We start from the raw sequence: 22,431 nt of genomic DNA on the forward strand, positions 1-22,431 counted from the left end.
TACACTGTTAATGCATTTTTATTCTGGAGGTTGCCTTGAGTAAGTCAGCACTGTTAGTCCTAGAAGATGGGACTGTGTTCCATGGACAATCCATTGGAGCAGATGGCTCAGCTGTTGGTGAAGTCGTCTTTAACACCTCGATGACGGGGTACCAAGAAATCCTCACTGATCCTTCCTATTCTCAACAAATCGTTACTCTTACTTATCCTCACATTGGCAATACCGGAACCAATTCCGAAGACGAAGAATCTTCTTCAATTCATGCACAAGGCCTTGTGATTCGCGATCTCCCTCTTATCGCTTCAAATTTCCGTAACGAACAATCTCTTTCTGATTACCTTAAATCACAAAATATTGTTGGCATCGCCGATATTGATACGCGCAAGCTAACTCGTATTCTCCGTGAAAAAGGTGCTCAAAATGGCTGTGTTGTAGCCGGCAATAGCCTTGATGAAGCTTTGGCTCTTGCTAAAGCAAAAGAGTTCCCTGGTTTGAAAGGTATGGATCTTGCGAAAGAAGTTACAACAAAAGAAGCGTACCAATGGAAGCAAGGTTCGTGGACGCTCACGGGAGGTCTTCCGGAAGCGAAAGGCGATGCTGAATTGCCATATCACGTTGTTGCCTACGACTTCGGCGCAAAGCGTAACATCTTGCGTATGCTCGTCGACCGCGGTTGCCGCTTAACGGTTGTGCCTGCTGAAACATCAGCAGAAGACGTGCTTGCTCTTAACCCTGATGGCGTATTCTTATCTAATGGACCTGGTGACCCAGAGCCATGTACTTACGCAATTGAAGCAACTAAAGTTTTCCTTGATAAAGGCCTTCCAATTTTTGGTATCTGTCTTGGACACCAAATCTTGGCACTGGCGTCTGGTGCACAAACTGTGAAAATGAAGTTTGGTCACCACGGTGCAAACCACCCAGTGAAAGATTTGGATCGCAATGTGGTTATGATCACTTCTCAAAACCACGGTTTTGCAGCGGATGAAGAGACATTGCCAGAAAACCTTCGCGCGACGCATAAATCACTGTTCGATGGTTCTCTACAAGGTATTCATCGCACAGATAAGCCAGCATTTAGTTTCCAAGGGCACCCAGAAGCAAGCCCTGGTCCACATGATGCCGCGCCACTATTTGATCACTTTATCGAACTCATTAAACAGCACTCAGCGTAATTTGGAGTAGAGAGAAAATGCCAAAACGTACTGACATACAAAGTATTCTTATTCTGGGCGCTGGTCCGATCGTTATCGGTCAGGCATGTGAGTTTGACTACTCTGGTGCTCAAGCATGTAAAGCACTTCGTGAAGAAGGCTACCGAGTTATTTTGGTTAACTCAAACCCAGCAACCATCATGACAGACCCTGAAATGGCGGATGCAACTTACATCGAGCCAATTCAATGGGAAGTTGTTCGTAATATCATTGCTAAAGAGAAGCCTGATGCGGTTCTACCAACCATGGGTGGTCAAACTGCATTAAACTGTGCTCTAGATCTAGAGAAACACGGTGTTCTTGAAGAATTTGGCGTTGAGATGATTGGCGCAACGGCAGATGCAATTGATAAAGCAGAAGACCGTTCACGCTTCGATAAAGCGATGAAATCCATTGGTCTTGAGTGTCCAACTGCTGATACTGCAAAAAACATGGAAGAAGCTTACAAAGTTTTAGACATGGTTGGCTTCCCTTGTATCATTCGTCCATCGTTTACCATGGGTGGTACTGGCGGTGGCATCGCATACAACAAAGAAGAGTTTGAAGAAATTTGTCGCCGTGGTTTGGACTTGTCTCCAACCAACGAGCTTCTTATCGACGAATCTCTAATCGGTTGGAAAGAATACGAAATGGAAGTTGTTCGCGATAAAGCAGACAACTGTATCATTGTATGTGCAATCGAAAACTTCGACCCAATGGGTATTCACACGGGTGATTCAATCACCGTAGCTCCAGCTCAAACGCTGACAGACAAAGAATACCAACTTATGCGTAACGCTTCATTAGCGGTACTGCGTGAAATAGGTGTCGAAACGGGTGGCTCAAACGTACAGTTTGGTATCAACCCGAAAGATGGCCGTATGGTTATCATCGAGATGAACCCACGTGTATCTCGTTCTTCTGCTCTTGCGTCTAAAGCGACGGGTTTCCCAATCGCGAAAATCGCAGCGAAGCTTGCGGTTGGTTTCACTCTTGATGAGCTAATGAACGACATCACGGGCGGTGCAACTCCAGCGTCATTCGAACCAACTATCGACTACGTTGTCACTAAGATTCCTCGTTTCAACTTCGAAAAATTTGCAGGAGCCAATGACCGTCTGACGACTCAAATGAAGTCAGTCGGTGAAGTGATGGCAATTGGTCGTAACCAGCAAGAATCTCTACAAAAGGCACTGCGTGGCTTGGAAGTAGGTGCAAATGGTTTCGATGAAATGGTTGATCTGGACGCGCCTGACGCACTATCGAAAATTCGCCACGAGCTTAAAGAGGCGGGTGCAGAACGAATTTGGTACATTGCAGATGCATTCCGTGCCGGGTTATCCGTTGATGGTGTGTTCAACCTAACTCAAATCGATCGTTGGTTCTTAGTTCAAATTGAAGAACTAGTGAAACTAGAGAACGAAGTGAAAGTGGGCGGTTTTGCTGGTCTTACTCAAGAAGTACTAAGCAAAATGAAGCGTAAAGGTTTCGCCGATGCGCGTCTATCAAGCTTACTAGGTGTGTCTGAAAGCGAAATTCGTCGCCTACGTGACCAATATGATATCCACCCAGTGTACAAGCGTGTTGATACGTGTGCTGCTGAATTCTCATCAGACACGGCTTACATGTACTCATCTTACGATGAAGAGTGTGAAGCACAGCCTACAGACAATGACAAAATCATGGTTCTAGGTGGCGGTCCTAACCGTATCGGTCAAGGTATTGAGTTTGATTACTGTTGTGTACATGCGTCGCTAGCATTGCGTGAAGACGGTTACGAAACCATCATGGTGAACTGTAACCCTGAAACTGTTTCTACCGATTACGACACGTCAGATCGTCTGTACTTTGAGCCAGTTACTTTGGAAGATGTTCTAGCAATCGCTCGTGTTGAAAAACCAAAAGGCGTGATTGTTCAGTATGGTGGCCAAACACCACTGAAATTGGCTCGTGCTCTTGAAGCTGCTGGTGTGCCAATTATCGGTACAAGCCCAGACGCTATCGACCGTGCTGAAGACCGTGAGCGTTTCCAAGTTGCTGTAGACCGTCTTGGTCTTCTACAACCACAGAATGCGACCGTGACTACTATGGATCACGCGGTTGAGAAATCTCGCGAAATCGGCTTCCCATTGGTTGTACGTCCTTCTTACGTACTGGGTGGCCGTGCGATGGAAATCGTATACGACGAGCAAGACTTGCGCCGCTACTTCAACGAAGCAGTCAGCGTTTCAAACGAATCTCCAGTACTACTGGATAGCTTCCTAGATGACGCTGTTGAAGTAGACGTAGATGCGATTTGTGACGGTGAGCGCGTTGTTATCGGCGGTATCATGGAGCACATCGAACAAGCGGGTGTTCACTCAGGTGACTCAGCATGTTCTCTTCCTGCTTACACACTAAGCCAAGAAATCCAAGACGTCATGCGTGAGCAAGTAGAAAAGCTAGCGTTCGAATTGGGTGTTCGCGGTCTAATGAACACGCAGTTTGCGGTTAAGAACAACCAAGTATACCTAATCGAGGTTAACCCTCGTGCAGCTCGTACTGTGCCGTTCGTATCGAAAGCAACTGGCGCGCCAATCGCTAAGATTGCAGCACGTGTAATGGCGGGTCAATCTCTTGAGTCTCAAGGCTTCACGAAAGAAATCATCCCACCATACTACTCAGTGAAAGAAGTGGTACTTCCATTCAACAAATTCCCTGGTGTAGACCCACTATTAGGCCCAGAAATGCGCTCTACTGGTGAAGTAATGGGTGTGGGTGCGACGTTCGCAGAAGCATACTCGAAAGCCGAATTGGGCTGTGGCAACATTTACCCAGAAGGTGGCCGTGCACTTCTTTCCGTTCGTGAAGGCGACAAAGAACGTGTTGTTGACCTAGCATCTAAGCTTTCTAAGCTTGGTTACCAGCTAGACGCAACTCACGGCACAGCGGTTATCCTTGGTGAAGCGGGTATCAACCCTCGTTTGGTAAACAAGGTACATGAAGGTCGTCCTCATATTCTTGACCGTATCAAGAATAACGAGTACACCTACATCGTGAACACGGCTGCTGGTCGTCAAGCGATTGAAGATTCGAAAGTACTTCGTCGTGGTGCTCTAGCAGAAAAAGTGAACTACACGACAACGCTAAACGCGGCATTTGCAACCTGTATGGCACATACAGCCGATGCGAAAACAAGCGTAACGTCAGTTCAGGAATTGCACGCTAAAGTGAAAGAAAGCTTAGCTTAATCGCCATTTCTAACGATAAAAGGAAGCCCGCTCAATGAGCGGGCTTTTTGTTGTCTGATGTGATGACTATCTGTGCTTGGTGAGCTCTTTTAACCTTCTTCGTTCTTGTCGACGATTGCTCTGTAATACGTAGTAGAACTCGACAAAGTTTTTGTAGGCCTTTCCGCGCAATAAGATAAAACATAACAGTGGGATGGCAACATTTGATAAAGATATATAGAACCAAATTGGTCCGGTTTTAAATAAAACAAGTGCTGTGACCAATTGAAAGTAGCAATTGTACTGGTTAACTTGACTAAAAAACTTTAAGCCATGAATTATCATCATGCCATTTGGGATGCAGACAAGCATTATTGCTGTACCCATCATTACGACCCAATAGTAAAAATAACCAAATCTCTCACCAACACTAAAAGTTGCTTCAATAAGCGACATCGTTAGCGATCCTCCAATGATAAGAAGGAGGATAACTGAAAGTGCGGAAGCGATACTTTTAATCGTCAGATGGATATGTTTTTCATCACTCAAACTTTAGTTCCTCTTGGATACCAATAGCGAGTGATTTAACTGTTCCTGAGCTAGCGCTGCCTGCAAAGCTAATTGAAGCACCAATAGAACTTTGGTGATTTCCATATATGAGTGTCTGTAGTTGAAAATAATTGAGCGAAAACCCCCGTTTTGAAAATATGTGGGGATTTTTATTGGTTAACAATATAGATTTTAAGGGATGAACTATTCAAGAGTTGATAGATACCCTGCGTACAGATACCACCTACCATCGATCTTCTTAAACTCCAAATCCCCTATACTTGCATATTCACCTTGACATACAGAATGCTGTCCTTTTATTGGGGTAGCTTTTAGAAGTATTTGGTACGTGGTTGTTACTTTAGAGTCAAAAGCATCAGAGCTATCGGACTGTATGTCATTAAGAATATCGTTAAGTACTCCACTAAATTCTTCTCTATATACTTTCTTATGCGCAATGAAATCAGCTATACCCTGAACCGTAAACGGAAATTGCGTATGATCAGCGATAGCGTTGTAGTCTCGGTTCTCTATGTGTGGTTTTAAGTTGTACCAAAATTCCACAAAACCTTCGCATCGGTGATTTGCATCAGCAATTACTGCTTTATGAGGGGACATATTTCCGGTATTTGTTACCATAGCTGCCGAAAACGCTATGGCTATAAAAATTACGTTCAGCATTAATAGATTCCTGTTTTGATAAAGGCTAGCTAGGCAGACGGTAACCTCGTACTTTCCACTTACTCTTCGGGTAAAAACTTATTTTTACTTGATCTCTTTGATTTCCACCTAGTATTTCAAAGTACTGATCATTTTCACTAATTAGGAACCCTACGTGGTTTCCGGAACGCGTTAAGTTTGAATTTGCTGCATTAGAATTGTAAATAACAACAATAGAACCAGGCGTCGATGCAGCTTTCTTTCCCCATTTTAACCAGCTGATCGCTGCTGCAGAATTTGTACCCTTATAACCAGACTTGATCATGACCCAATTAACAAATGAAGAGCACCATGGGATTTCATCGGTTTGAGCTCTGAGCGTTGTCGTAGAATGGTACTCGATTATTCGTGGGTTATGCTTCGGTCCTTTTATTTCTTTACTTATCTTTGGATCTTTCTCCTTTTCGGCGACATTTATCCACGGTGTATCCCCTCTTCGAACAAGTAATTTACGAAGGTCGTGCATTGAATTTTGAATAAAGTTCAAAGTCATTATTGCTATTTTATTAGTCAATAGCTGTTCTATCGTTAGCCAAGTATCCCTTCCAACTATTCCATCTATACCAAGCGATAGACGAGCTTGAAACTCACGAACATAGCGATCAGTATCTGGGCCAAACCGCCCGTCAAGTGACATTTTGGGGCTGAGATTTAGGAGTTTGTTTAGCGCATTTTGTAAGTGAGCAATATCAACACATTTGTTGCTGAACTTGAGTGGCTTTCTGTATGCTTTTTTTGTGTTTTGGAGTTTTATGGATTCCCAAGTTTTTGAACCTACTTCTCCGTCTGTGAAAAGACCAAACTGCGCTTGGTATTTTTTGACTAATTTCTTCGTACCTGAACCAAACTTTCCATCAAGTAACGTTGGAGTTGTGGGCATCAAAATTTTATTGAGATAAAACTGAAGTGAAACAACTTCGCGCCCACTTGCTCCAGTTTTTAGTAACTTGTTATACACTCTATCCTCCGAGAAATTGAAAATATCCTCGGAGGATATCTGTACAGATAGACAATTCAAACGAATTGAAGTTATTTGCGGGGTGTTCTAAAGATAAATGAATATTGATTTTAGAATCAGTTACATAAGTGTTGATTGGTTGCTAATTTTACAGCCACCTCGGCCGCCAATTTCGCATTGTTAAACACTAGCTGAATGTTAGAAGCGAGGCTGTTACCTGCGGTTTTTTCGGCGACTTTTGCAAGAAGGAATGGTGTAGAGTCTTTTCCTTTAATACCTTTTGCATCCATCTCTTCGATAGCGCTCGCTATCACCTGATCAATCTCCGCTTTATTCATCGCGTATTGCTCTGGAATTGGGTTTGCGATTACAGCGCCACCGTCCAGCCCTAAATCCCACTTTGCTTTTAAAGCGGTAGCAATTTGAGTTGGGGAATCTAGGCGGTAGTCGACTTGGAACTCGCTTTCTCGTGTATAAAATGCAGGGAGGGTTTCTGTTTGGTATCCAATGACGGGCACACCATGCGTTTCTAAGTATTCCAGTGTTAAACCGATATCCAAAATGGATTTTGCCCCAGCGCACACAACGGCTACGTTGGTATTGGCAAGCTCTTGGAGGTCGGCTGATACGTCGTAAGAGGTTTCCGCACCACGGTGCACACCTCCAATTCCCCCAGTCGCGAATACTTTGATTCCAGCCATGGCAGCAAGGATCATAGTAGAAGCAACGGTAGTCGCGCCATCTTCTTCTTTGGCGACAATAAACGGAATATCTCGGCGGCTGGTTTTGATAACGTTTTGCCCAGCTTTGCCTAGATATTCAATTTCATCTTGAGACATCCCAACTTTCAATCGCCCTTTTAGGATGGCAATAGTGGCGGGAACAGCGCCATTATCACGAACCGTTTGTTCCACTTTAAGGGCGGTCTCGACGTTTTGGGGGTAGGGCATACCATGAGAAATGATGGTCGATTCCAACGCAACAACGGGTTGACCTGCTTTGAGCGCTTGGGCGACTTCAGGCGCTACATCCAAATACTGAGTTAACATATTGTGTCCTTTAACATTCGGTCTCATTTAATACACGCTGAATTGCGCTGTCTGAAAAGTTTGGGTTGATGGTTGCGACATCAGAAAGCGCAACGCTGGCGGCTGCCATGGCGTACTCGCCGCTTTTTTCTACCGACCATTTATTGATGAAGCTGTGCGCTAACCCAGCCAAGAAAGCATCTCCAGCACCATTGGCATTTTCAATACGAGCACTCACGGTTGGGAAAAGCTGGGTACGTTGATGATCTTTATAGAACACCCCTTCCGCCCCAAGGCTTAAAAAGATTTGCTGGGTCCCTTGATTGAGGAACCAGTCGGCAATCGAGCTGAGATCTTCTTGATTGTGATAAGGCAGATCAGACAAAGATTGCGCTTCTTTGATGTTAGGTTTGAGTGTGTGGATCTGGTTTAAATAGGGTTTGATTTTTACCGCTTTGGTACTGGACACCGTATCGACAAATATCGGCTTATCGGAAAACTGGCTGAAGATGTATTCGAGCAATGACTCACTCAAATTGGTATCGATGACGATTACTTCCGCTCGCTTAATGGTTTCAAGGTGAGGCTCTAGCGATTCAATCGTTAAACGCTCAAGGATAGACATGTCTGAAACGGCAACCTGCATGTCGCCGTCTTCATTGAGCAAAGAAAGATAGGTGGATGTTGTACCATCGGAAAGCTTCAATACCGACGAGACATCAACACCTGCTTGGCGTGTTTTGTCTAATATTAATTGCCCATAGGTGTCGTTACCCACAACGGATATTAAACGCACTTCTGTACCAAGCCTTGCAATGTTTTCGGCAATGTTTCGACCAACACCACCTGGCGAGCATGAAACGACGCCAGGATTGGAATCACCTTGATGCATGGTGTGTTTGGGTTGACCTAAGATGTCCATGTTTGCACCGCCGATCACTACGGCGTATTGAGATTCTGACAAAATATACCCCTTCCCTAGGATGATGCCTTTGTTTGTCATATTCATGATATGCCCAGCCACGGCACTTCGGCTGATCCCAAGTTTCTCCGCAATACTTTGCTGGGGGATCATTGGGTCTTGTTTAATCAACTGAAAGATTTGCTGTTCACGTTCCGTCATAAGAAATCCTAACAAAAGTTTGATTAACTAACTTTTGTTAGGTTGAGGTGTGAGTAAAAAAACGTCAATACATTTGTCTTGGTCGTTGTATGTTATGTGAGCGAAAACACTTATTGAGTGATTTGGACAACATAGCTTTCACCGTCTTCGCTAGGGACAAAATCAACGAAATTTTGAATGCTATCAATGGCATCTTCTTCATAGTGAGAAACAAACAGAAGTTGGCTAAGTTTATGTTTCGCAATTAATTCAAGCGAGTTCACCACCAGTCTTCTGCCCAGAAAATTCAGCCCTTGATAGGGCTCATCCAATATAAGAAGCGCAGGTTGTTTGATTAAGGCTCGGGCAATAAGCAGCAATCGTTGTTGTCCATATTCGAGCTCTTTAAAAGGCTGATTGGCAATATCGCTCATTTGGAAAATAGCGAGCCACTCCTTTGCAGTTTCAATCTGATTTTTACTTGGAGATTCATAAAGCCCGATAGAGTCGTAAAAGCCAGATAAAACGACTTCAATGGCTTTGCAACTTACACGGTATTGCAAGTGCAGCGATGAAGATACCATTCCGATGTGTTTCTTAATGTCCCAAACTGTTTCACCGTTACCACGTTTCATATCGAACAAACGAATATCGTTACTGTAGCATTGAGGGTGATCGCCAAAAATCAGCCCCAGCAACGTACTTTTCCCACAACCGTTTGGTCCTCTAACTTGCCAATGCTGGTGGTGCTTAATTTGCCAATTTACTCCGCTAAATATTTTCTGGTCGGTGTACTCCACTTTGCCATTCACCAGCTCAACAAGCGGTTCAGAAAAGGTCACTTTGTGTTGATGCTTGTTGTACAAATCGAGCACTTGCTCACTCTGGGCTTCGGATTGCGCATTGATCTGAGCGATGATGGGATGGCTTTCCCACTCCTTTCTTGAGAGTGTTTGGGTCAGTTTTCCATTTTCGAACAACGCAATATGCTCAATCCATTCTGGCAACTCATTTTCCCGTGAAACCAGAATCAATAGTTGTACCTTTTGGCTGAGGTCTTGGAGGAAATGAGCGAGTGCTTTTCGGTGTGCTTGATCCAACCCAGTATAAGGTTCATCTAAAATGAGAAGATCAGGCTTCTCAAGCAGTGCTCGAGCCAGCATTAACCGACGTGTTTCTCCTGTTGAAAGCAAACGAAAACCACGATCAAGTAGGTGCTTTAAATCTAACTGTTCGACAAGCAGGTCAATGTCGCTCCTTGGCTGATCTGAAGCCAATAGTAATTCGCTTACCGTTGATCCGTTATCAAACTTATCCATAAAGTCTGTATCGTCATCAGCGATCTCTTGTTCAAGGAGTGCCTGTTGCTGGGAGAGAGAAACATAAGCAATTTGGTTTGTTGTACTTTCACAGCTACCCGACTCAAGCTCGCAACTACCTGATTCAAGTTCACAACTGCCAGTGAGAACTTGGTAAAGTTGCTCACCAATATCGCCTCTGGCACAGAATATCCCCCAGTTCTGTTGGTTTTCAATTTTCCAATGTTTGATTGATAGCGCGTGAGGAGAGTTGTTTGTGTGTACTTGGGATAATGTGATGGGCATATGACATCCTTGCCTTTATGAATGTCACAAGCTTAAAAAAGCCGCGCTCCAATGTAAATTAGACTTGGGTAGCGATTGTGCGATTTGTGTTCTTTTTTTAATCTTCGAATTCGTGGTTTATGCGTTCCAGCAGTGTGTAAGAGAGGTTTTGAGTAGCAAATAAGCGCACAAAAAAAGGCACACCACAGGGCGTGCCAATACAAGTAGATTTGAGCCGTTAACGTTTTCGCCAAATGCTCATTTCAGACAACGTATGTTGGAATTTACGTTTGGTTTCACGGATAACAAACGGCACTTCTTTCACGGCAATCCGTTCAAATTCGTCAATTAACGCGTCGGTTAACCCATCCAGTGTAGTTTGGTTTTCACCATTTACTTTTATGCCACCCAGCCACTTTTCCTTATCTGTGTATTCTTCTAACCAAGTATAGGGCGAGGCAATCACTAAATAGCCGCCTTGGTTTAGCCGCTGGCTAATACTGGTAAGAAAAGCGTTAGGGTCCGACAATCGGTCTATCAGATTTGATGCGTAAACCAGATCGTAATTGGCGTACTGAGGTTTGAGGTTACAGGCGTCCCCCTGCATGAAATTCACTTTATTAGCGAGGTTTTCATACCCAAGTTGCTCAAGTGTCACGCTTTTGAATTCAACCAAATCTCCCTCTGTTTTGATGGTATATCGTTTCTCACCTTGCTCAGTCAGTGCATAAGCTTGTTGAATAAAGCGTGCTGAGAAATCAATGCCGTCCACGTAGTCGAAGTGCTTCGCGAGTTCAAACGTTGCGCGTCCAACAGAGCAACCAATATCCAAAGCGCGGGCACTTTGCTTTAGCTGAATAGTTTGCATCACTTGCTCGATGCCATTCACGCAAAAATTGGGTACATCGAAGTACTCTTTTCCATAATGGAATTCAAGATACTGGGAAATGAGTTCATCGGTTTCATAAATGTTCATGGAGATCATATCTTGCGGGTTTTGATCCGACTCGACATAACGAAACCCTGCGTGTTGATAGAAATGGCGACGAAACGCGTAGCGTGATGAGCGAATGGCTTCATTTCCGGTGGATATCCATGATCCCCCTTTGATCATGTTGTGCTTACCATCAAAGGTGGGTGTAGAGAAATCATCGTAAAGTGGATGAACTTCAAAGCCGCTGAATCCGTCGATTGGCGTTTCAGTGTGCTGCCAAACATTACCCACAACGTCAAACAAACCGTTATGCCCAAAGCGATTAACTGGGCAAGATGAAGCATAAAATGAAAGCTGTAAGTTTCCGGGAACTTCATGCCAAATGGGGGAACCTTGGTCGATGTTTTCTCTCAACAATTGCCATTCAGGTTCTGTGAGAAGCCGGATGTTTGCCTGAGCTTTCTCCGCTTTCCAGTTACAGAAGGCTTTGGCTTCTAGCTGGTTGACTTCTACTGGCCAGTCTAACGGTAGGGGGATTTCTTCTGTGAGATTACGCTGCCAAAAAGTCCCTTCCTGATTGCGCCAGAATCGAGGCCTGGTCGCTTGCGTGTAGTTAAGCCAGCTCTGCCCTTCCTCATTCCAAAAGCGCAGTTGTTGATAGCCTTCATCTTTAACAAATTCCATAAACTCTTGGTTTGATACCAAGTATTTCGATGCTTTGAAATCGTCTACTTGGCAACTTTGCGTGCCAAACTCGTTGTCCCAACCATAAGTCGCGTCTTCTGGGGATTTCCCTAATGTCACGCTATTACCTGCAATGCTGATTAAGCTGTTTTTCGGGGCGCTTCCAGTATCTACGCAGCTTTCCCATATAGGATGAGGGCTGACATCATCAAGGGGAAGCTGGCGAATGATGACTGATGAGGTTTCTAGGTGAATACGTTCATGTTCAATGCCCATTAATATTGCCCAAGCGGGTTGGTCTTGGGTGATCGGTAGGCTTAAAGGCATAGAGTTGATCGTTTTTTCGATCAATAGTTTGGCTTGATCTCGGTAATGTCTGACGTCTTCAACGGATGGCCAATCATAATGTTTTTCATCAAGATCATCCCAAGACATCTCATCCACACCAATAGCAAACATGGATTCAAAGTTCGTATTGATGCGTTGATCGATGATCTTGCCCAGTTTCAGTTTGTTGATAAAAAACGTGGCGGTGTGACCAAAATAAAAAATCAGCGGATGGCGTAAGGGTTCGGCTTTCTTGTAATAAGCCTGATCGTTGTTGATCACATCAAACAAAGACTCATACAAGCGCCATGTTTGATCAAAATAGTGGAGGAGCTCTTTCCTTTTATCCTGTTCATTTTCTCCTGTAAGAAGAATGGTTTGATGATCCCTGATCAGGTCGTTTTCCATGATGACATCTCCAATGTTTAGCCTATCCAACACAGTTTTATTAAAACTAGTTCATAAAGAGGAAGCTGCAGTGCAAAAACATTACAGACCGAGGAAATAGCAAAAAGGAAACAAGCTCTGAGGTGATTGTGTGATTCGAATCACTTTTTGAGTGTGGAATAAGCCGCTATTTCAGCGGCTTAAATAGGGTTCAAGGTAAAAATATAGGGGTAAAAAGAGATCAATAACGTATCGCGATTACTTCAATTTCTACTTTGGCGTCCATCGGTAATCGCGCGACTTCAACGCATGAACGGGCAGGAAATGGTGCGCCATTTTGAACAAAAAATGCCTCATATACGACATTAATATTGCTGAACTCATTTAAGTCTTTTACGAAAACAGTGGTTTTAACAATGTTTGATGCGTCAAGCCCTGCTTGTTCGAGAATCGCAAGCACGTTGTTCAAACTCTGTTGGGTTTGCTCGGCTGCGCTTTCGGGCATGCTTTTGGTTGTAGGATTAATAGGCAATTGCCCTGATGTCATGACTAAGCCACCTAAGTCGATACCTTGAACATAAGGTCCGATTGCCGCAGGGGCGTTGTTGGTTTCAATTTTTTTCATGTGAATTCCTTGCTAGCCCGTAAATGCGGGGAGTAAATTAAACATAGAGAGAAAATGGAAAACAGCGGTAGTGACACCAAAGAAGATAACCAGTACTACCATGAGTAATCCTCCAGGGGCTTTAAAACCTTCTTGTCCATCTTCTCGGCTGCGTGACTTCATCACCAACAAGCCGGGAATAATACACGCCCACAATGTTGCTGCTGCACCGGCATAACCAATCGCAATAAGAAAACCGAACGGAAAAAGCAGTGATAGAACAAGTGGAGGAAGGAAGGTTACTGCCCAAGTCTTTGTGCGACCTTTTTTGTCATCTTCAAAATTGAACAGATCGGCAAGGTAGTCGAAAACGCCAAGCCCGACTCCGATAAATGACGATAGGATCGCTGCCATTGAAAATGAGTTAATCGCATTGGCGACACGCTCAGATTCGATAACCGAACCAAGGGCACTCAAAAGAGCATCGACATTGCCGCATTGCTCCAAAATAGGACCGAATCCGCTTCTAGGAAGGTTGCCATAAATACTCATTATCCAAAGGAAGTAGAGAGACATGGCGATAATGGTCCCCCCTAAAATGGCGTATTTCGCTCGCCTCTCTTCGCCGTAATAACGCCTCATGCTAGACACGGAATGATGGTAACCAAATGAAGTGAGTGCCACGGGTAGCATTGCCATCGCATAAGGTGCGTAACGGGTTTCATCGCCTGCTTTATCGAATAGGATGGACATGTCGACTTTGGCGACCAAACCAGACACGCCAAATACAAAACTCAGCACCATGAACGCAATCAGAATCACAGAGATTCGATCAACCGCTCTGGTGGAGTGCCAAACAAATCCAGAAAAGATGAATACAAATAGGATAGAAGCCAATTGGCTGCTCACTCCGAGGACTTCTTGTAAAATAAGCCCCGAAGAAGTGATGTAAGCGTAAAGTAATATGCCACCGACAAAATACACCGCCAAATTGTTTAACCTATTGACGTTGTTGCCAAGCATATCTTTGGTCACTGTATTAAAGGAGACTTTGAGATCGTAATGCTTAAACGCCTCAAGTAGCATCCATCCAGACAGTGTCATGATGATCATAGTAATGGTGATAGCAATGAGCGACCAAGACGTCCAGCCACCAGCACCTGCGCTGGGAAGCCCCAGCATTCCAGCGCCGACGCAGACGCTTGCAATAATGCATGCGCCACCCAAAATTGATGGAGATTTTTTCATAATCGTATCCCTGATTACAGTTTATCTAGGCACAGCAATACTCCCCCGATACCGAGATATCAGGTGTATGCTGCAAAATTAAGGGCGCTTAAAAAGCGCCCGAATAAGTTAGACTTCGGCCATTGGCACTTCCTGTGCGACCTTCCTTGTTTCTTCTACCTCTTTTAGCTTTGCTGTAAAGTGCCTGAGTACTTCAGGCTCATAGGTGAACTCCAATCCTTTAATGTTTCGAGCATTTTGTTGAACTTTTCCAAATGCCTCGATGATGAAATCCATGTGGGTTTGCGTGTAAGTGGCTCGAGGTATCGTGAGCCTGAGCAGCTCGGCAGGTGAGGGCATTTGTTCGCCGGTAGCAGGATCGCGCCCCAGCAGCAGTGAGCCAATTTCTACGGCGCGAATACCAGCAACTTTGTAGAGTTCACAAGCCAGAGCATGTGCGGGGAATTGATGTGAAGGGATATGAGGAAGAAGCTTTCCTGCGTCAACAAACGCGGCGTGACCGCCTGCTTGCTGGCAGACAATACCCAGTTTTTCTAACCCATCCACGAGGTATTGAACTTGTCCAATGCGGTATTCTAGCCATTCTTGTCGCATAGCTTCATAAAGCCCAACGGCCAAGCGCTCCATTGCTCCGCCTTCTAGTCCACCGTAAGTAGGAAAACCTTCTTGAACTACACATAGCGTTCGGCATTGGTTGTAAACATCGTCGAATCGGCTGTCTTTAAAGCACAATAGCCCACCCATTTGAACCATGGCGTCTTTTTTGGCAGACATAGCGAGACCGTCTGCGTATTTGTACGATTCGCGTGTAATGTCCTCAATACTCCAATCCTCATAACCCGGTTCACGTTGCTGAATAAAATACGCATTTTCAGCAAATCGAGCTGAGTCCATGATGACTGGGATGTCGTATTTTCCAGCAATTTCGTACACGGCTTTCAAGTTCGCGATAGAAACAGGTTGCCCACCAGAGGAATTACACGTGATGGTGCTGACTATGTACGGGACGTTCTGAGCGCCAACTTCCAATATGGCACTTTCCAATTTTTCTAAATCAAAGTTACCTTTGAAATCAGCATTTACTGAAGTATCGAAGGCATCTTCTGTGTACACGTTTCTCGCGACACAGCAGTTTATTTGAGTATGCCCTTGTGTGGTGTCAAAGAAGTAATTAGACAGTGCGACCATCTTGCTGCGATCCAATCCTTTTTCTTGCTCTCTTTTTTTGATGAGCACAGGGATGTAGATCTGTTCTGCCCCACGTCCTTGGTGGGTCGGAATGGTATATTCATAGCCAAAAATATCGCTTACCGCTTTTGATAATGCATAGTAGCTTCGGCTTCCACTGTAAGCTTCGTCTCCCATTAACATCGCGGCTTGCATGCTTTGTGTGATAGAACCGGTTCCACTGTCTGTCAGTAAATCGATAAAAACATCTTCGCTGTCTAACAAAAATGGGTTCATACCTGAGTTCATTATGGCTAGTTCACGGTACTCTCGGGTGGTACGTTTTACTGGCTCTACAACTCGAATGCGAAATGGTTCTGGGAGATGTTTAAAGTTTTCCATATTAAGACCTTTCAAGATTATATTTATTTTAGATGAGATGAAGCCCATCAAATTATTAATAAATTCAATGTTTAGAATTAATTGTTAATAAATAGAACAGTGATGATTTAGCTATGAATAAAGCAGGTGTTAAGCGGTGGAAAATAAAGCATATAATGATTCTTTACAGCAATTTCCGCCGATGTTTTTTGCTTGCTTTAGATGTGCTTTTTCGTCACTGAGGTTGACTTGAAAGTTCTTATTCAGAAGATAGATGAAATGAAATCTGATGATCGATGGTATACCAGTCTAACAGGGTTAGCTGGAATTTGGATTGCCAATTAAGGTACATGTTCATTGTATGTTCCTCTGCCCATAAGCAAGAATATTGCTCTACTCACATAAATATATATTAGCTTACTGAAGTTTGGTATTCACAAAAAAAGCAAATGTGATTCGCGTATTATAGTTTTATCATCATAATTATAAATTAGCCTAAAGCATCACATATTTAATGGGTGTCATATGAATCAAAACTCTGACGAGGAAATATGATTGAATTGTTAAGATAAAATGATATTTATTCCAGTGTGTTATCTGTATTAATTGGCTTATACCCAAGTGACCTCAAGGTACTTGGTTCAGCGAGATTTAACTGGTGTTCAGACAAGGCACCGATATGAAGATCTAGTCATTCTAAATCAAAAATCGGTAACGCAGTATGAAAGCCAGTTAAACTCGCCTTTGGGAGCCCATATTCTGTCTCATTTCATCGTCAAAGAACTTGGAAAGGACTCGTCATTCCGCTGCATCCTTTTCCTTGAACTGAGCCAGAATATGCGGCTCTGAATCCTGCATCTTGAGGTCACTTGGGTATATACCCAAGTGGCTCTAAATTCTGAACCACTTGGATATATCAAGTTCTAGTTGGTGAGCTTCGCGATACGTTCACCTAAATAGATAGCGGTCTTGGCGTCGTTTGAATGCACTAACTCTTCAATATCTTTATTACAAGCCGTCAGACCTATATTGGATCCCAACCGGTTTAATCCGCTGTCGCTGACATGTTCGGATTCGTCTAAGCCAGCCCAAATCATGCCGTGCTGGCAAGCCAATACGAAGAATGAAAACAGCGTTTGTTCTTGTTCGCCATTCAGGCTTCCACCGCAAGTAAAGCCCGCGGCTAGTTTGTTATGCCATTCCCGTTCAACATAGGCATCACTGCTTGTATCCATAAAGGCTTTGAATTGGGCGGCGGGACCGCCCATGTAGGTGGGTGCCCCAAAAATGATGGCATCACTGTTTTTGAGTTTTTCAAACAGCGCGTCATTTTTGTAACGTCCTTCGTGAATGTCTTTAGGCTCAATTTCTAACAGTGTGGGTGATGCGTTAGGCGCGGAACGGACGCCACAGGCGATGTATTCAGCCAAGGCTTTAGTCGCGCCACACTTTGAAAAATAGACAATAGATATTTTAGTCACTGACGTCATCCTTAATATTGGTGGGCTGGTTATTAGTGTTCGTAGTCATTTCGTTTTGTCGAATCGTGAGTCAGGTATTGAATGAATTCCCATTCCAGTCCATCGCTGTCGTAAAAATAGAGGCGTTTACGATATGGATGCTTTGTTTCCATTGGGTTCTGTTCATAGCCATTACTCAGTAACCTGCGTTCTACTTCCTCAATATCGTCGACCACGAACCCAATGTGGTTGATACCTACATCAACATAGGGAGAGCGATCTACGGATTCTTTTTCAACGACTTCCTGTAAGGCAATATAGGTTTCTTCTGTACCGATATGGCACCAGCGATAATGGCTATGTCCGAAATGGCGAATCTTGAAATCAGGTAATGCGGTTTGAAGAAACTCTATGGCGCGATCCACATTTTTAACGGTGACATTAGCGTGTTCGACATAAGTACTCATAACGACTCCTTAGCAAGACGCATTTCAGCAGCTTGAATAGATAATGGGGTAGGGTGGGATTGATCGATGCGATAACAACTGAAAACCAGCTTTATGGTGTGGTCGTCATTGCTTTGGCTCGCACGTTGCAATCGTTGTTGCCAATTTTTACTGGGATGAGTGATGGCACAGTCCGTGGCTTTGGCGTATGGGCTACTCGCACAATAAGCTGCCACGTAAGCTTGCCAAAAGCGCTGTAGTCCAACGGTTTGATCTTGTAGATAAGGCAGGATATTGATGAACGCTTGTAGACCTGTCACCCCGTGTAAATACGTGAAATCATTCGTTCGGATAAATTGCTTCAGAATGACATCGCACACCTCTTCCAGTGGGAGTGTATCTGGTATCGCTGATATGGATACGTAGCGTTCTGACTCGATCACTTCTTGCACTCTATCCACAATGATTCCCGGTTCAAACGAGTGTTGGTGGAACAAGTTATGTCCTTCTACTATTTGCTCGTCCAGCGAGTATGAATTTGTGGTCTGAAGATCGCCCAAATACTGATACTCGCTAGCGAGGTATGCCAGCGCATGGGATATCTCGTCTGGAGAACCTAAGTCAATGGCATAGGATAACCGAATCAGACCGTGAAACGCTGCCGCTGCAATCCCTTCAATGAGTACTGGAAGTTGAGTTTTCAAGCACGTCTCTATGCCGTGGCTATGGATTTCATTGAGGAAGAATGCTTGCCAGTCATTGAAATGATCTCGGTTCGACATTTGTGGCTGTTTCGCGGTACGTGAGGCTTTCTTGGGATCCAGTATTTTGACGTAATGATCATAAAAGCGCTGAATTCGGGCTTCTGACGCACCACTAAGATCCAGTGCCACCAAAGCCATGGGTAAGTGATTCGTTAAGTTGCCTTGGTAGTTGGGATCAAATTGATGTGTCGCGGTCACTAAATGTTGAGTGGAAGATCGTATGTTGTTCATATTGCCTCCTGACGTTCTTATAGTTGTTTTAGTAAAGTTATTTGTTTACTAATATAGATCGCAGAATGATTAAGTAAACAAATTACTTTATTTAATCGTTTTTAAGTCAGCTAAATGAGAAGTCACTCAAAAAAGCGCGCAACAAAAAGCCCACATCAAAAGATGTGGGCCAATAAAATACGATTGTGTTACAGCCTGAATAACGTTAGGCGAATGAATTTATCTATTAATGGGCTTAAACCCATTGCTTTAGGCTATTTGTTAATGGCAAATACTGGTAGAGAAAGGTGCCATTTGATGGCCGCCAGCCTAATGGTCAATGTAGTGAAAATACCAATGAATAACGCAGGAGAGTGCTCAACACCTAAAGCGATAGCACCAGTGTGAACAATACCACCCACTAAACAGGCGGTGGCGTACACTTCACTTCTTAATACCATTGGGATTTCCCTTGCTAGAACATCGCGGATAATACCGCCCCCACACCCTGTGAGTACCCCCATAATGACGGCAACAATGGCGCTGTCTTGATAGCTTAATGCTTTTTCTACACCGATTCCCACAAAGACAGCCAGCCCGATGGCATCACAGACGGGTAATACGAACCATGGCAAGCGTTTAGGACGTCTAACAATCAACATGGTGAGCACGCAGGTAATGAAAATAACCCAGAGATAAGCGGTATCGGAGATCCAGAAAACGGGGGTTGCCCCCAAAAGCATATCACGTATCGATCCGCCTCCAATGGCTGTGACACTGCCCAGCACCACTACACCGAATGGGTCCATTTTTAATCGGCCTGCCAGCAACACCCCAGAAATCGCAAATACTGCGGTTCCAAACAGATCAATTATGTATAGAAGTAATGCGTCCATGTTCCTCGTATTCTCAGTTAGCTTTTTACGTGCGCTTGGTTAGTTTTTTTAAGTGTGTTTTGTTAGCTTTTACGTGAGCTTAGTTGGCTTTTGCGTATTGCCTTGCTTGTTCAAAAAACTCGCATACCTGCTCTATGGCTTTAACGGTGCGAGGTGTTGGTCGATTTATCCAATCGGAATTCAGTGACCAAATGTGTTTGTTTTGTACAGCAGGGACTTGCGATGCCCACCCTTGCCACAGGGACTCATCTTGTACGGCATGTCGAGAAGTAAAGATGACATCTGGTTGCCGAACGATGACCTGCTCTTCACCAACTTGAGGGTAGGGAGACGCACTGTCGACAAAGATATTTGTACCACCGCAAAAACTAAACACCTCACTTGGCCAGCTATTTTGCGCCACTGTGATAATGGGTTTTGTACTTAATTGATAGAAGTACTTTACGGGCTTATCGGTGGTATAGCGTTGTTTAAGCTGCGCTAGGTTTTCTCGAAAATCCGCAGCGGCTTTCATGCCAATACTTGGGTCTTCAGCGTATTGGCTTAGCTGCTCTAAATTGTGGACAATATCTTCGAATGTACCCGTTTTGGAGTTGTAAATTTCAAACCCAAGCTTTCTTAGTTTCTCTAACTCTTTGGCGGGGTTGCCACTTGGCCACGCGATGATTAAGTCGGGTTGAAGTGCCACAATGCGTTCGAGTTTTATGCCTTGATAGTTGGCGACGCGTTCGAGTGCTTTCGCTTCTTCTGGGTAATCGCTGTAGTCAGTTGCGGCAACAAGCTTGTCGCCCAATCCAGCTGCAAAGGCGATTTCTGTTGCGTGAGGCGCAAGAGAAATAATGCGTTGAGGTGCGGTATTAGCCAAAACAGATTGGTTAACAAGGAGACCCGCTAACAAAACAAAGAGCGTTTTCAATTTAAATACCTTGATAGATGACTGCCATGATTGCGCTTTGCAGCAACACCCAAATACAGATGCGCCACGCCAGAAGGTGTTGGATTTGGGATAAATGATAAGCGGAAGGCGCGACTCGACCTCCAAGTTTGGGACGCATGGTTTTTTTATCGCCATAAATAGCAGGGCCACCAAGTGATAGCTCGAGTTTGTTACCCACTGCCGCCATTAGCCAACCAGGGCCAGGTGTTGGCCATGTTTTTCCTTGCGAAAGCATGCCAGATAACGCCGCAGACATATTGTTGCCTACGACTATAAATAAGCTGAATAGCCTAAGCGGGATAAATTCTAACAGTGCGAGCATTCGAATAGCGGGTAAGCCGAAAGGTAGAAATTCACTTCGACTAGGCGACCACGCTCGCGCTAGCTCCATGATTAAACGATACATCATGGCACCGATACCGCCACCGATGGCATACCAGAACATCACACAGATAACGTTTCTGCCGTACCCCAAAATCAGAGTCTCTGCGCCAGCTTTGCCAAGCCCTAATGGAGAGAGTGTGTCGGTGGCTCGATTAACATGAGGCGCTAATTCACGGCGGGCGCGCTTTTTGTCTTCTTTCCCTAGAGCTTGAATAAGGTGCTTCGCGAGAGACTCATTACTGCGCCAATCGATCGCCAAGAGCAGTAATGCTAAATCAAACAATTGTGGCTGCCAGACCAGAGGCTTTAATGCGATAAAGAAGATTAAGGCTGGTATACACATCATTCCCCAAGCCAAGCTGCCAGAGATGACGCTTTGCCCGTGGTTTTGATTGTTGTTCACCTTGGTAGCGAGAATTTCAGCAAACTTATGCCAAAGCGTAGCAGGGTGCACAGATTTGGGGATAGGTAAGATAAAATGGAACAGTAAAGCGCCCCATAAGACCAATAGGGCGCCGTTGGAATACAGCTTAGTAAACAGCTCTTCCATGAGTAATGTTACTTCAGTAAGTCAGCCATTTTGAGCACCATTTCCGAAGAGCTTTGCGCCGCCAAAGGAAGGAATTCGTCAAAACTCATTGGAGACTCTTTATCTGCAACGTCAGAGATGGCGCGAACAACCACAAACGGAACATTAAATTGATGACAGGTTTGAGCGATAGCTGCGGCTTCCATTTCTACTGCAATCACAGATGGGAAATTCGTGCGGATAAAAGCCTGGCGTTCTGCGCTGCATACAAAGGCATCACCCGTGCAAATGAGTCCGCGAACTGCGTGCTTGCCATCCATTTTTTCAAGAGCTTGCTCTGCAACTGCCATCAGCTTTTCATCGGCAGCAAAACCTGCCGGCTGGCCTGCCATCTGCCCAATTTCATAACCAAAAGCGGTAACATCCGCATCGTGATGACGAACTTCGGTTGAAATAACAACGTCACCCAAGTTCAGAGAAGAATCAAAACCACCAGCAGAACCAGTATTTATCACGACTTCAGGCTGATAGATTTCTAGTAACAAGGTGGTACCAACAGAAGCCGCCACTTTGCCAATACCAGACTGCAACAAAACAGCATCCACACCATTGATTTGACCTGTGTAGAAAACACAACCTGCGCGTGTTTCTTCTTTACAGTGAGTCATTGCTTCTTTCAGGATAGCCACTTCCTGCTGCATGGCACCGATAATACCGATTTTCATTGGACG

19 protein-coding genes are annotated in these 22,431 nt (G+C 44.4%); 2 read left to right on the forward strand and 17 right to left on the reverse strand.

Annotation, left to right across the window (positions count from 1 at the left end):
• Positions 1–35: 35 nt before the first annotated feature.
• Both carA and carB read left to right on the forward strand, forming a co-directional pair.
• Complete coding sequence (gene carA, locus Q8W40_RS16790) at positions 36–1,175, forward strand: glutamine-hydrolyzing carbamoyl-phosphate synthase small subunit (RefSeq protein WP_305398839.1); 1,140 nt, start codon at positions 36–38, stop codon at positions 1,173–1,175.
• 17 nt (positions 1,176–1,192) lie between these two features.
• Positions 1,193–4,423: a carbamoyl-phosphate synthase large subunit gene (carB, locus tag Q8W40_RS16795; RefSeq protein ID WP_305398841.1), complete on the forward strand. Its 3,231-nt coding sequence runs from the start codon at positions 1,193–1,195 to the stop codon at positions 4,421–4,423.
• Positions 4,424–4,489: 66 nt separating this feature from the next.
• On the opposite strand, the gene Q8W40_RS16800 is transcribed toward carB, so the two are convergent.
• The 17 genes from Q8W40_RS16800 to mtnN all read right to left on the reverse strand — a co-directional run bounded on the left by Q8W40_RS16800 (position 4,490) and on the right by mtnN (position 22,425).
• Positions 4,490–4,951, reverse strand: a complete 462-nt coding sequence (locus Q8W40_RS16800; protein WP_305398843.1) for a hypothetical protein — start codon at positions 4,949–4,951, stop codon at positions 4,490–4,492.
• A 204-nt stretch (positions 4,952–5,155) separates the two neighbouring features.
• On the reverse strand, positions 5,156–5,632 hold the full coding sequence (locus Q8W40_RS16805; RefSeq protein WP_305398844.1) for a hypothetical protein: 477 nt from the start codon (positions 5,630–5,632) through the stop codon (positions 5,156–5,158).
• 25 nt (positions 5,633–5,657) lie between these two features.
• A complete protein-coding gene (locus Q8W40_RS16810; protein WP_101112408.1) occupies positions 5,658–6,629 on the reverse strand; it encodes an NlpC/P60 family protein in 972 nt (323 codons plus the stop codon).
• A 116-nt stretch (positions 6,630–6,745) separates the two neighbouring features.
• On the reverse strand, positions 6,746–7,678 hold the full coding sequence (locus Q8W40_RS16815; RefSeq protein ID WP_305398845.1) for a pseudouridine-5'-phosphate glycosidase: 933 nt from the start codon (positions 7,676–7,678) through the stop codon (positions 6,746–6,748).
• Between the two features lie 10 nt (positions 7,679–7,688).
• Complete coding sequence (locus Q8W40_RS16820; RefSeq protein WP_305398846.1) at positions 7,689–8,780, reverse strand: PfkB family carbohydrate kinase; 1,092 nt, start codon at positions 8,778–8,780, stop codon at positions 7,689–7,691.
• A 110-nt stretch (positions 8,781–8,890) separates the two neighbouring features.
• Positions 8,891–10,363, reverse strand: a complete 1,473-nt coding sequence (gene modF, locus Q8W40_RS16825) for a molybdate ABC transporter ATP-binding protein ModF (RefSeq protein WP_305398847.1) — start codon at positions 10,361–10,363, stop codon at positions 8,891–8,893.
• Positions 10,364–10,580: 217 nt separating this feature from the next.
• Positions 10,581–12,695: a 5-histidylcysteine sulfoxide synthase gene (ovoA, locus tag Q8W40_RS16830; RefSeq protein WP_305398849.1), complete on the reverse strand. Its 2,115-nt coding sequence runs from the start codon at positions 12,693–12,695 to the stop codon at positions 10,581–10,583.
• A gap of 220 nt (positions 12,696–12,915) precedes the next feature.
• Positions 12,916–13,299: a Rid family detoxifying hydrolase gene (locus Q8W40_RS16835; RefSeq protein ID WP_305398851.1), complete on the reverse strand. Its 384-nt coding sequence runs from the start codon at positions 13,297–13,299 to the stop codon at positions 12,916–12,918.
• A 12-nt stretch (positions 13,300–13,311) separates the two neighbouring features.
• Positions 13,312–14,526, reverse strand: coding sequence for an aromatic amino acid transporter (locus Q8W40_RS16840; RefSeq protein ID WP_305398853.1), 1,215 nt, complete (start codon positions 14,524–14,526; stop codon positions 13,312–13,314).
• A 108-nt stretch (positions 14,527–14,634) separates the two neighbouring features.
• Complete coding sequence (gene tnaA / locus Q8W40_RS16845) at positions 14,635–16,095, reverse strand: tryptophanase (RefSeq protein WP_305398854.1); 1,461 nt, start codon at positions 16,093–16,095, stop codon at positions 14,635–14,637.
• 902 nt (positions 16,096–16,997) lie between these two features.
• The gene (locus tag Q8W40_RS16850) at positions 16,998–17,564 is read right to left on the reverse strand and encodes a flavodoxin family protein (protein ID WP_305398855.1); all 567 of its coding nucleotides are present in this window, start codon (positions 17,562–17,564) and stop codon (positions 16,998–17,000) included.
• A gap of 23 nt (positions 17,565–17,587) precedes the next feature.
• On the reverse strand, positions 17,588–18,001 hold the full coding sequence (locus Q8W40_RS16855; RefSeq protein ID WP_305398857.1) for a VOC family protein: 414 nt from the start codon (positions 17,999–18,001) through the stop codon (positions 17,588–17,590).
• Entirely contained in the window at positions 17,998–18,975 is a 978-nt protein-coding gene (locus Q8W40_RS16860) for a questin oxidase family protein (RefSeq protein WP_305398859.1), read from the reverse strand. The genes Q8W40_RS16855 and Q8W40_RS16860 overlap by 4 nt, the downstream gene beginning before the upstream one ends.
• Positions 18,976–19,229: 254 nt before the next feature.
• On the reverse strand, positions 19,230–19,850 hold the full coding sequence (locus Q8W40_RS16865) for a trimeric intracellular cation channel family protein (RefSeq protein ID WP_126608540.1): 621 nt from the start codon (positions 19,848–19,850) through the stop codon (positions 19,230–19,232).
• Between the two features lie 79 nt (positions 19,851–19,929).
• Entirely contained in the window at positions 19,930–20,766 is an 837-nt protein-coding gene (gene btuF / locus Q8W40_RS16870) for a vitamin B12 ABC transporter substrate-binding protein BtuF (protein ID WP_370693399.1), read from the reverse strand.
• Between the two features lies 1 nt (position 20,767).
• The gene (locus Q8W40_RS16875; protein ID WP_305398860.1) at positions 20,768–21,721 is read right to left on the reverse strand and encodes a cobalamin biosynthesis family protein; all 954 of its coding nucleotides are present in this window, start codon (positions 21,719–21,721) and stop codon (positions 20,768–20,770) included.
• An 8-nt stretch (positions 21,722–21,729) separates the two neighbouring features.
• The gene (gene mtnN / locus Q8W40_RS16880; protein WP_101112395.1) at positions 21,730–22,425 is read right to left on the reverse strand and encodes a 5'-methylthioadenosine/S-adenosylhomocysteine nucleosidase; all 696 of its coding nucleotides are present in this window, start codon (positions 22,423–22,425) and stop codon (positions 21,730–21,732) included.
• Between the last annotated feature and the right edge of the window lie 6 nt (positions 22,426–22,431).

It is taken from the genome of Vibrio penaeicida (assembly GCF_030689305.1).
In the GTDB taxonomy this organism is placed as follows: Bacteria; Pseudomonadota; Gammaproteobacteria; order Enterobacterales; family Vibrionaceae; genus Vibrio; species Vibrio penaeicida_B.

What these genes read in the sequence shown, in the direction of transcription:
- Q8W40_RS16835 (WP_305398851.1), bottom strand. Translation starts at nt 13,299, where the DNA reads ATGAAAAAAATTGAAACCAACAACGCCCCTGCGGCAATCGGACCTTAT.
- Q8W40_RS16840 (WP_305398853.1), bottom strand. Translation starts at nt 14,526, where the DNA reads ATGAAAAAATCTCCATCAATTTTGGGTGGCGCATGCATTATTGCAAGC.
- Q8W40_RS16875 (WP_305398860.1), bottom strand. Translation starts at nt 21,721, where the DNA reads ATGGAAGAGCTGTTTACTAAGCTGTATTCCAACGGCGCCCTATTGGTC.
- Q8W40_RS16855 (WP_305398857.1), bottom strand. Translation starts at nt 18,001, where the DNA reads ATGAGTACTTATGTCGAACACGCTAATGTCACCGTTAAAAATGTGGAT.
- Q8W40_RS16860 (WP_305398859.1), bottom strand. Translation starts at nt 18,975, where the DNA reads ATGAACAACATACGATCTTCCACTCAACATTTAGTGACCGCGACACAT.
- Q8W40_RS16805 (WP_305398844.1), bottom strand. Translation starts at nt 5,632, where the DNA reads ATGCTGAACGTAATTTTTATAGCCATAGCGTTTTCGGCAGCTATGGTA.
- mtnN (WP_101112395.1), bottom strand. Translation starts at nt 22,425, where the DNA reads ATGAAAATCGGTATTATCGGTGCCATGCAGCAGGAAGTGGCTATCCTG.
- ovoA (WP_305398849.1), bottom strand. Translation starts at nt 12,695, where the DNA reads ATGGAAAACGACCTGATCAGGGATCATCAAACCATTCTTCTTACAGGA.
- modF (WP_305398847.1), bottom strand. Translation starts at nt 10,363, where the DNA reads ATGCCCATCACATTATCCCAAGTACACACAAACAACTCTCCTCACGCG.
- Q8W40_RS16815 (WP_305398845.1), bottom strand. Translation starts at nt 7,678, where the DNA reads ATGTTAACTCAGTATTTGGATGTAGCGCCTGAAGTCGCCCAAGCGCTC.
- Q8W40_RS16850 (WP_305398855.1), bottom strand. Translation starts at nt 17,564, where the DNA reads ATGACGTCAGTGACTAAAATATCTATTGTCTATTTTTCAAAGTGTGGC.
- tnaA (WP_305398854.1), bottom strand. Translation starts at nt 16,095, where the DNA reads ATGGAAAACTTTAAACATCTCCCAGAACCATTTCGCATTCGAGTTGTA.
- carB (WP_305398841.1), top strand. Translation starts at nt 1,193, where the DNA reads ATGCCAAAACGTACTGACATACAAAGTATTCTTATTCTGGGCGCTGGT.
- Q8W40_RS16865 (WP_126608540.1), bottom strand. Translation starts at nt 19,850, where the DNA reads ATGGACGCATTACTTCTATACATAATTGATCTGTTTGGAACCGCAGTA.
- Q8W40_RS16820 (WP_305398846.1), bottom strand. Translation starts at nt 8,780, where the DNA reads ATGACGGAACGTGAACAGCAAATCTTTCAGTTGATTAAACAAGACCCA.